Genomic DNA, 11,260 nt, shown 5'->3' with positions numbered 1-11,260 from the left:
ATGTTAGAAGTGGCTTATATTATTGTGGCAATTGCCTTGGTTGTATTTTTAGTTTATCTGACTATTACCCTTCAAAAAGTTGGTCGTGTAATTGATGAAACTGAAAAAACTGTTAAAACTTTAACATCAGATGTAGATGTAACTCTTCATCAAACAAATGAATTGCTTACAAAAGTCAACGTTCTTGTTGATGATATCAATGTCAAAGTTGCTACAATTGATCCCCTCTTTACAGCAGTTGCAGACCTTTCTGTTTCTGTTTCTGACCTAAATGATCAAGCGCGTGTTTTGAGTAAAAAGGCATCATCTGCTGGTTCAAAAACACTCAAGACTGGTGCAAGTCTGTCAGCTCTTCGTCTTGCAAGTAAATTTTTCAAAAAATAAAAAAGGAGTAAGCTAATGGGTAAACTATCATCTATCTTTCTAGGAACTGTTTCAGGTGTTGCTGCAGCCTTGTTTCTAACAAGTGACAAAGGAAAACAAGTTAGAAGCCAAGCACAAGAATTTTTAGAAGATCTAAAAGAAGATCCTGAGTATGCTAAAGAGCAGGTTTGTGAAAAATTAACGGATGTCAAAGAACAAACCAAAGAATTTGTTCTTAAAACAAAAGAGCAGATTGAATCTGGGGAAATTACTCTGGACACTGTTCTTGATAAAGCAAAATATCATGCTCAACAAGCGACTGAAGTTTCAAAAGAAACCTTGAATCATTTCAAATCACAACTGGAAGAAAAAGTAGTTGTGGAAGAAAATGGAAATGGTCAAGAAATTGTCATTGAGCTTCAAGAAAATTAACATAGAATCACCATTTTTTGGTTTTCTAGAAAATCAAGAATGGTGATTTTTTTCTTTTAAGGAATTCTTTGTGATATAATGGCAGTATAGAAAGTTCAGTATTTAGATTTCTTTCTTAATTTAGTGAAATTTTAACAGCAGGTTATTGATCTTTATACGGATGGGAAAATGGAACTAGATGATAAAATAGAAAAAGATAACCTTGTACTTTTTACAGAGTTGTTTGGAAGTCTAAAATTAGCGGTTCTGTCCGTAACCTAAATAACATGCCTGATGAACTGGGTGACTGGGTTTAGCTATTATAACAAATAGTTATTTAAAAATTGAAAGGATTTAAAATGTGATGTATTAAAGTAGAGTAAACTTCCTAAATTTTAGGAAAAGAAAAAATTGTGATTTTGTTAACAGAAAATGTTAATGTTTTCTATGTTTTATATGAAAAATTGTTAAAAAGGATTGGATAACATGAAAGATATCTTTAATAAACGCCAGCGTTTTTCGATTCGAAAGTTTTCTTTTGGAGTGGCGTCGGTACTAATAGGGGTTTCCTTATTTGCTCCAACTCAAGGAGTTTTGGCTTCTACGGAAAATAATAAAACAGGGATAGAAGTTAATTCTGAAACTGATAATTCACTGCCGACTGTGGAGATTAAAGAAGAAGTTCAAAATATTTCAGAACATCGAAACAATGCTTCTTCTGAGATAGATTCTAAAGAGCTCTCAACAGTAGCTACGAGTACGACAATTCTGGATACTTCTGGTGATAAGGAAACTGTCAATTCGACGGCAACTACTTTGGTGGCAGGTGAAGACAGATCAAGCGCTCCAGAGGTTAGAGCAGCATCAAATCCTTCTGAGCTTAAAAAGTATGAATTAACTGATGAGTATGCGAATCAAATAAAAGCAGGAATAATCGGTTCAGAAGGTGATCAACTTGATAGTTTGTTAGTTAATGGTCCCAAGTTAAATCCAGAAGGTTATACAGATGATGATTACTTGAAGGATAAAGAAGAAGTTTATATATATGAAAAAAATGGGAAAAAGTATGTAGGCTATAACAGTCATCCACTTTTAGAAGATACTGATGGTGATGGTATTATTGACAGTAAAGAAAAGCCAGATGAAAAATTAAAATGGAATGTCAGTGAGCGCGATATGATTATGTTCATGGAATTGTCCTACCGTGATGATAATTATATTGATAGAGTGCTGAATCATAAGAAACCCTTAACAGAGTCAGAGTTATATAAAAAGAATGGTGACAGTAGACCACGTTATGAGTATATGATGATGAATAAGGAATTGGGCCCTTATTGGGAAAGGAAGAAAAGTTATCATACCTCCAGTGGACTAGATGCTGTCTTGTATGAAACAAAGAGTGATTTCTCATATTTACCAAATGGAACTGCACAAGTATTAGCCTTTCGTGGAACAAGTGATGCCAAAGATATAGGAGCTGATATAACACTTGGAATAGGAAGCAATCCTCAACAAGGGATCGATGCAGAAAATATCATGCGTGAACTGGCTAAAGATAAGAGTATTACCAATCTATATTTGACAGGACACTCTTTAGGAGGATATTTAGTACAACGGGCAATGGTTGAAGCCTATCAGTTGGCATATTCTGACAGCAGAGTCATGTCTACTAAAGAACAGCTGGCTTATAGAAACTTTTATAATAATGTATTAAAAAAAGGAACAACATTTAATGCCCCAAAAGTTGTGACAAGTTTGGTTTCTGGTCGTGAATTTTGGCAGAAAGGTTTAGATAGCAAAAAAATAGCTAAGTTAGGGAAATTGACTCATTATATTGTTGATAATGATTCGACGATAAGAAAAGGTGTCAGCAATGATAGTGATGTTATTATAAATGTTGGGGATACAAAAGGAGGGCATAGTTCCCGTTCTTATTTTGAAGCCGATATGATTAATAGACGACCAGAGTTTATTTCTGGGAAACGAATTTCCTTAGATGGGATAGGTTTTCAAAATCCTAAGATTACTACAGCCAAGTCTCTAGAAAAAGTTGGAGAAACTACTGTATATAGTAAACGCGGAGATGACATCATTAAGTCAACAACTGTTAGTATTAAGGATCCTGATACAGGAAATATTACTAAGAATACAACTGATGAAATCTTCAAGAAAGATGGTGCCAAGGACAAAGTAGAAACAATAGAAATCCCATCATCTAAGAAATACGTAAAAGATGATACACGCGAAAAAGGACAAGCTAATGTTGAAGTACCTGGAAAAATCGGGAAACAGACGGTAACAACAACTTATAGTGTAAATCCTAAAACTGGAGTTCTTATTGAACATGTAGGACAACCAGTAGTTAAGCAACCGGCAACAGAAACAGTTGTCAAAGTCGCAGCCAAGGATGAAGTAGAATACATTAAAAAAGGAGACGACGTTGTTAAGAAGACAACAAGCTACACAGTAGACCCCAAAATTGGCAGTCTTACTTCGGCTGAGAAGGAAGAAGTAGTCAATAGAGGTGGCGCGAGGGATATAGTTGAGTATAATTCAGTTGAACCCAAACCAGTTTATTTAAAAGATGAGAACAGTCCAAAAGGTACTGTTACCGTTCAATTTCCAGGGAAAGCAGGACAAACTAAAGTCACCACAACATATAGCGTAAACCCAGTAAATGGAACCCTAACTCCATCAAAAGGCAAACCAGAAGTCGTAACTATACCAATAGCTAGAGTTGTAAAAGTGGGAGCTAAGGACAAAGTAGTAGAAACACCGATTGAACCTGAAGTAGAATACGTTAAAGATGTTGAAAAAGACTTCGGTACAACATCTCAGCGTACTGAGGGTAAAAAAGGTAAAACAGTTGTTACAACCACTTATGATGTAGATTCAAAGGACGGTCATATCACAGAACACGTTGGTACCCCAGTCGTCACCCCAGCAGGTAAGACAATCGTTAAAGTTGGTGCGAAAACTAAGGTTGAACAATCTAAAGATTCTGAAGGTCGCGATGTGATTGATACCACTACCTATGAAGTTGATCCAAAAACAGGTAAGGTAACTCCAACAACCGTTCGAACTTATGGGAAAACGAAAGAACCAACAGTCGAGAAGAAAGTAGTACCATCCCCAGTAGTTTATGAAAAAGATGGTACGAAAGAAAAAGGCACAGCCCCAACTACTGTTAAAGGTGAAGGTGGTGAAGACACTATCACAACAACTTACACTGTGGACACTAATACTGGAAAGATTATAGTAAGTGAAGGAAAACCAGTTCGTACGAAAGAACCAACGAATACTATTGTCAAAGTCGCAGCCAAGGACAAAGTAGTAGAAACCCCAATTGAACCTGAAGTTGAATATGTTAGAGATGGTGAACGAGAAGTTGACACACCTAATGAACGTATTGAAGGAGCTAAAGGTAAAACAGTTACTACAACCACTTACGATGTAGATTCAAACGATGGTCATATCACAGAACACGTTGGCAACCCAGTCGTCACCCCAGCAGGTAAGACAGTCATTAAAGTTGGTGCGAAAACTAAGGTTGAACGTAATAAGGATAACCAAGGTCGCGATGTGATTGATACCACTACCTATGAAGTTGATTCAAAAACAGGTAAGGTAACTCCAACAACCGTTCGAACTTATGGGAAAACGAAAGCACCAACGGTTGAGAAGAGAGTAGTACCATCACCTGTTGTCTATGAAAAAGATGATACGAAAGAAAAAGGTACAGCCCCAACTACTGTTAAAGGTGAAGATGGTGAAGACACTATCACAACCATTTACACTGTGGATCCTAATACTGGAAAGATTACAGCAAATGAAGGTCAACCAGTTCGTACGAAAGCACCAACTAATACTATTGTTAAAGTTGCAGCGAAGGATAAAGTAGAAACAACCGAAATCCCATCACCTAAGAAATATGTGAAAGATGATACACGCGATAAAGGCCAAGACAATGTAGAAGAAGCAGGCCAAGCAGGTTCAAGCACTATCACAACAACATATAGTGTTGATCCTACTACAGGTGCTATTACAGAAACAGTAGGAAAACCAGTAGTAGTAAATCCAACAGAAACTATTGTCAAGGTTCCAGCGAAGGATAAAGTAGAAACAACCGAAATCCCATCACCTAAGAAATACGTAAAAGATGATACGCGCGATAAAGGCCAAGACAATGTAGAAGAAGCAGGACAAGCAGGTTCAAGCACAGTAACAACTACTTACGAAGTAAATCCATCAGATGGAACAATTACAGAAAGAGTAGGAGAACCAGTAGTAGTAAATCCAACAGTAACAATTGTCAAAGTCGCAGCCAAGGACAAAGTAGTAGAAACCCCGATTGAACCAGAAGTTGAGTATGTTAGAGATGGTGAACGAGAAGTTGACACACCTAATGAACGCGTTGAAGGAGCTAAAGGTAAAACAGTTACTACAACCACTTACGATGTAGATTCAAAGGACGGTCATATCACAGAACACGTTGGTAACCTAGTCGTCACCCCAGCAGGTAAGACAATTGTTAAAGTTGGTGCAAAAACTAAGGTTGAACAATCTAAAGATTCTGAAGGTCATGATGTGATTGATACCACTACCTATGAAGTTGATTCAAAAACAGGTAAGGTAACTCCAACAACCGTTCGAACTTATGGGAAAACGAAAGCACCAACAGTTGAGAAGAGAGTAGTACCATCACCTGTTGTCTATGAAAAAGATGATACGAAAGAAAAAGGTACAGCCCCAACTACTGTTAAAGGTGAAGATGGTGAAGACACTATCACAACCATTTACACTGTGGATCCTAATACTGGAAAGATTACAGCAAATGAAGGTCAACCAGTTCGTACGAAAGAACCAACTAATACTATTGTTAAAGTTGCAGCGAAGGATAAAGTAGAAACAACAGCAATCCCATCACCTAAGAAATATGTAAAAGATGATACGCGCGAAAAAGGCCAAGACAATGTAGAAGAAGCAGGCCAAGCAGGTTCAAGCACTACCACAACAACATATAGTGTTGATCCTACTACAGGCGTTATTACAGAAAGAGTAGGGAAACCAGTAGTAGTAAATCCAACAGAAACTATTGTCAAGGTTCCAGCGAAGGATAAAGTAGAAACAACAGCAATCCCATCACCTAAGAAATATGTAAAAGATGATACGCGCGAAAAAGGCCAAGACAATGTAGAAGAAGCAGGCCAAGCAGGTTCAAGAACAGTAACAACTACTTACGAAGTAAATCCATCAGATGGAACAATTACAGAAAGAGTAGGAGAACCAGTAGTAGTAAATCCAACAGAAACTATTGTCAAGGTTTCAGCGAAGGACAAAGTAGTAGAAACACCGATTGAACCTGAAGTTGAGTATGTTAGAGATGGTGAAAAAGACTTCGGTACACCAGCTCAGCGTACTGAGGGTAAAAAAGGTAAAACAGTTACTACAACCACTTACGATGTAGATTCAAATGACGGTCATATCACAGAACACGTTGGCACCCCAGTAGTCAGCCCAGCAGGTAAGACAATCGTTAAAGTTGGTGCGAAAACTAAGGTTGAACAATCTAAAGATTCTGAAGGTCGCGATGTGATTGATATCACTACCTATGAAGTTGATCCAAAAACAGGTAAGGTAACTCCAACAACCGTTCGAACTTATGGGAAAACGAAAGAACCAAAAGTAGAGTTAGAACAGGATCCTAAGACAGGTGATGTTACAGTGACACCGAAGAAGCCAGATGGGTCAACATATCCACCAGGAACTAAGGTAGAAATCTCAGGTAAAGATGGTAATCCAATCGTCGTTACAATCGATGAAGATGGTAAAGGTAAAGTACCAAACAGTGATCTACCAAACGTAGAAAAAACAGGTACAGGTAAGATTACTGAACCAGGTAAATCATCTGTGGAAGTTCCTAAGGTAACAACTTTTGAAAACGATGTATTAGGGGGTTCAATTGCATTACCAGAGCTAATGATTGAGGTTCGATGGATTGATGAAGAAGGAAATGTATTGAAACCATCTGTTAAGACAGGTAATGAAAAGGATACTGAACATGGATCAATTCCAGGATATGAATTTGTACGAACTGTGATTGATGAAAATGAACCAGTAATTACTCACATTTTCAGAAAAGCAAGTGGAAATCCAAATACAATTCCAGCAACTCCAGTCACACCAGATACTAATGGAAATTCTGGTCATGATACACCTGCGCCAACAACTCCAAATCCAAATGCAGTTACTCCGAATGCAAATCACAGATCTACTACAGCTACTATTGATAAGGAATCTAAGTCAAATGATTCTCAAAATGTATTGCCAATACTTGGAACAGAATCTGATATGATTCTTGCATCTTTAGGACTCCTTGGTATGCTAAGTAGCCTTGGACTTGCGTTTGGAAAGAAAAAAGAAGACTAAAATAAGCATTTCGTTAAAGTTTGAACTACTCACTGTTAAGTGAACGATGAAATAAAAGATTAAGAAACGACCTTGTTCCTCATTTGAAGAAGTACAAGGTCGTTGTTTTATTTCTGAAAAAGGGAGACATCAGTATTGGTACCAAACCCCTCTCAAAATATTGTATGACTTCAATCCTAGTGCTCAGTTTTGAAATGTTCCCAAAAGTTCTCAATCGGTGAGCGATTAGTACACTTTCTAATCTAATATATAGAGAATGTCATCAGAAAGGAGAATCTTTCTGTTTTATTTAAACAAACTGTATATTAATGTGTTATAAATATTCGCATATGTTTGCGCTTTATTCGAGAGGTTGAATGGCTTTATGATTGCTTAAATGAATTGAAAATGATATAATCGAGCTGTAATAGCTGTAATGTGTAAAAATTGCTCAAAAGAGTGATTTTTATTGTATTATTCCCCAGAGGGAATACTGCTTCTCAATTTGATTTTGTCTTTAATATAAGGAGGAACGATGGAAAAAAAATCAAATTCACTAAGTAGAGTAAAGCGTCGACAACAGGAAAAAGTCTTACGCTTCTCTATTCGTAAGTATAGCTTCGGTGCGGCTTCAGTTGCTGTTGCAGCACTGATGTTTTTGGGTGCGCGTGTCGTTAGTGCAGATAGCGTGACACCTGTTGATCAACCTCAGGTAGAGGCTTCAACTCAAGAAACGAGTTCGCTAGCATCGCAGGATAAGGAAGAGCCTGCTAGTTCTGTAAAAGTGGATACAGCTACTGCAAGTCAGCTTGTGGCACAGATCAAAGACCAGCTTCACGTCAAGGAAACTGCGAATACAGATCTTTTAGTCCGCGCCAAGGAAGAACTTGTCAAGGCTGAACAGACTCTTGCTAATTCAAAAGTGAGTCAGGAAGAAGTGGACGCTTTGGTAGCTCGCTTGACCAATGTTTTGGACCAGCTACGAGCAGTTGAAACTCCTCAAGTTAAAGAAGCTAAAAATGAAGAAAGCACACAGGAAGTAACTTCGGAAATCAAGCCAGAAGTAGCGAAGCCAACTTCAGAAATTTCAGCTAAGTCTGAGGAAACTTCAGAAAATACTAATGCTGAGCAACTGGAAAAAGCTAAAGCTAGTCTCAAAGTATCTATTGATCGTTTGGAGCAGGCTATCGCCCAAACACCTGAGAATGACTTGACACGTGAAATCTTGGAAAAAGCTAATGCCCAAGTTGCTGTAGCCAAGTCTGCATTTGGTGGTGTAGAAGTTAGCCTTCGTGATGTTGAGGATATGAATCGTGTCATCAAACGTAACGAAAGCTCTGTTATGATTGCACGTAATCGTTTGACTTCTGGGCATAATGACGTCCGTAATGGCGCAGCTATCCCAGTTGGAACAACGCTTCGCGCTGATGCGGGGGCAACCTATGACAAGGCTGTTGGGCTCTACTTCACAAAGGAAGGAGATGGCTCAGGTTATCCAGCTGGTACCATGCTCTTTAGAGACCGTAACCAAAATACTGCGGATAACCAAAAAGTTAGTGATGTCAAGAATGTCGTTAAGGTTGATGTCACTAAAAACGGAGATACCTACGATTGGGTCATTGAGTTTGACCGTGATCCTGAAAACCACAAAAATGCTCATGCTTGGTTTACCATTCCAACTGGTCATACCTTGGTAAACGACGGTTCGGCATCATTTGCTAGTTACTGGGGTGGTGATAGTAGCAAAGTACGTATTGATACTCAAGGAAGAAAAAAAATATCACGAACCTTACAACAAATCTTTGAACAGCAGGTTGCCGCTACGACTAAGGTTACTAACTATGGTACCCCTGGTGGACATATCGAGTGGGCTTTGGGCAAATCCCCTACCGATGCTTTCTGGAAAGGTGCTGATGGAGAGGTTAAAACATTTGAAGAAATCATTTCAAAACCTGATTCACTGTACTGGACTCGTACTGGGGGTGCGCGTACGTCAACAGAGAAGGATGTTCTGTTATCAGATTATTTGAAGGATTGGTTGATCCAGCATACGCAAAGAGTCTACCATTTTGAAATCGATTATCGTGGTAAAACTAAGGATAGTAACTCAAACTATATCTTTCGTTTCAAAACCAAAGCTGCTGAGGGGACTCCACTCATGTATGCAGCAGGGATGCGCTCCTTTGAGTTCAACACCCACCGAAATGATATGCAATGGTATGGTTTGCCATCTCCTAAGGTGACGGGGGCTGATCAAACCATCGAAAAAGGCAAGGAGATCACTCTCGAATTCACAACTAAAGATGATTTAGCAGGATTTTCACTTGGTGATCCAAAACTAGGTTATAATACAGCTGATTCTATCAAGTTAGTGGATAGTAAGCTGGAACTTAAAGATCAAAAAGTTGAAGTTCATAAAGTGAGTGATTATGAGCACAAGCTCATTATTACAGGTCGTGTTGCTTCTGAACCTAGCGATACAGGTTATCAGGTCAAGGTCAAGTCTGTCAATAACGTCGGACAAAGTGCGGAGTTTACATCAACTGTCAAGGTTACACAATCTATTACACCAACATTAGAGTTGAATCAAGATCCTAAGACAGGTGACGTTACAGTAACACCGAAGAAACCAGATGGCTCAACATACCCACCAGAAACTAAGGTAGAAATCCCAGGTAAAGGTGACAAGCCAATCCCAGTCACAATCGGTAAAGACGGTAAAGGTAAAGTACCTAATAGTGATTTACCTGAAGGTAATGTCCCAGGTACAGGTAAGATTACAGAACCAGGTCAACCAACTGTTGAAGTTCCTGATGTAACAACACCAGCTAAGATAACACCAGCTGACCAGGTAGCACCAACAATTACTAAATTAACTGATAATCGTAATGCAGAAATTGATAGTAAAAACCCACGTAAGATTATCGTTTATCGTGAAGAAGAGTTTAGCGTTGATGTGAACTTAACTGATAACAGTGGTCGCTTGGATAAGATTAAGGTTCACGACAATGCTCAAGCAGTAGCACCATCAGGTAATTTCGAAGTTACAAATGGTGGTCGTCTTGAACTTCCTGCTAATGGTACAAGTATTAACTTCACGGATAAGACAAGTAATTTAGGTCAAGCTGGCAATGCGACAGATACTAACCCATATAAAGTTAATATTTCAGGTCATGTTGGTAAAAATCAGGAAGTCAAAGCTGATGCTAGCAAAAATATCTGGAATCGTTATATTAGTGGATATGACCAAGGAGGTCTGACAAATAACAACACAAACAATAACACTGCTAATAACGCCAATATTCAGATTGAGTTCCGTAAGCAAGCTGATAAATATACACCAACAGCAGTAACAGGCTCTAAAATCGATGTAGCGACAGATGGTACAATCAGTGGTTATGACTCACCAGAGACTTATATTGCCAACAAGTCTGACTTGCCAACTGAAGGTACAACGCCAGGTGCAAGAACGACTTATACATGGAAAGATGGAGAAACTCCAACTGTTAACAATGGTCAAGTCACACGTACAGCGGTAGTTACTTATCCAGATGGTTCAACAGATGAAGTACCTGTAACCTTCACAGTTCGTGACACAGTAGCGCCAACAATTACTAGCTTAACTCCTATTAAGAATGCGGAAATTGATAGTACTAACCCACATAAGATTATCGTTTATCGTGAAGAAGAGTTTAGCGTTGATGTGAACTTAACTGATAACAGTGGTCGCTTGGATAAGATTAAGGTTCACGACAATGCTCAAGCAGTAGCACCATCAGGTAATTTCGAAGTTACAAATGGTGGTCGTCTTGAACTTCCTGCTAATGGTACAAGTATTAACTTCACGGATAAGACAAGTAATTTAGGTCAAGCTGGCAATGCGACAGATACTAACCCATATAAAGTTAATATTTCAGGTCATGTTGGTAAAGATCAGGTTATCAATACTCCAGCTAGTCGAAATATCTGGAATCGTTATATTAGTGGATATGACCAAGAAGGTCTGACAAATAACAACACAAACAATAACACTGCTAATAACGCCAATATTCAGATTGAGTTCCGTAAGCAAGCTGAG

Annotated in this window: 4 protein-coding genes; all 4 read left to right on the top strand. The window is 38.5% G+C overall.

Annotation, left to right across the window (positions count from 1 at the left end):
• Entirely contained in the window at nt 1–384 is a 384-nt protein-coding gene (locus QEZ38_RS00025) for a DUF948 domain-containing protein (RefSeq protein WP_414276739.1), read from the top strand.
• 15 nt (nt 385–399) lie between these two features.
• On the top strand, nt 400–795 hold the full coding sequence (locus QEZ38_RS00020) for a YtxH domain-containing protein (protein WP_281334588.1): 396 nt from the start codon (nt 400–402) through the stop codon (nt 793–795).
• 465 nt (nt 796–1,260) lie between these two features.
• A complete protein-coding gene (locus QEZ38_RS00015; RefSeq protein WP_281334587.1) occupies nt 1,261–7,203 on the top strand; it encodes a G5 domain-containing protein in 5,943 nt (1,980 codons plus the stop codon).
• Between the two features lie 514 nt (nt 7,204–7,717).
• The coding region (locus QEZ38_RS00010; RefSeq protein WP_281334586.1) for a sialoglycan-binding domain-containing protein at nt 7,718–11,260 on the top strand (3,543 nt) is incomplete at its 3' end.

The organism is Streptococcus taonis, assembly GCF_029948085.1.
In the GTDB taxonomy this organism is placed as follows: domain Bacteria; phylum Bacillota; class Bacilli; order Lactobacillales; family Streptococcaceae; genus Streptococcus; species Streptococcus taonis.
Note: the sequence above shows the minus strand (reverse complement) of the source record. Positions and strands in the feature narration are given on the sequence as shown.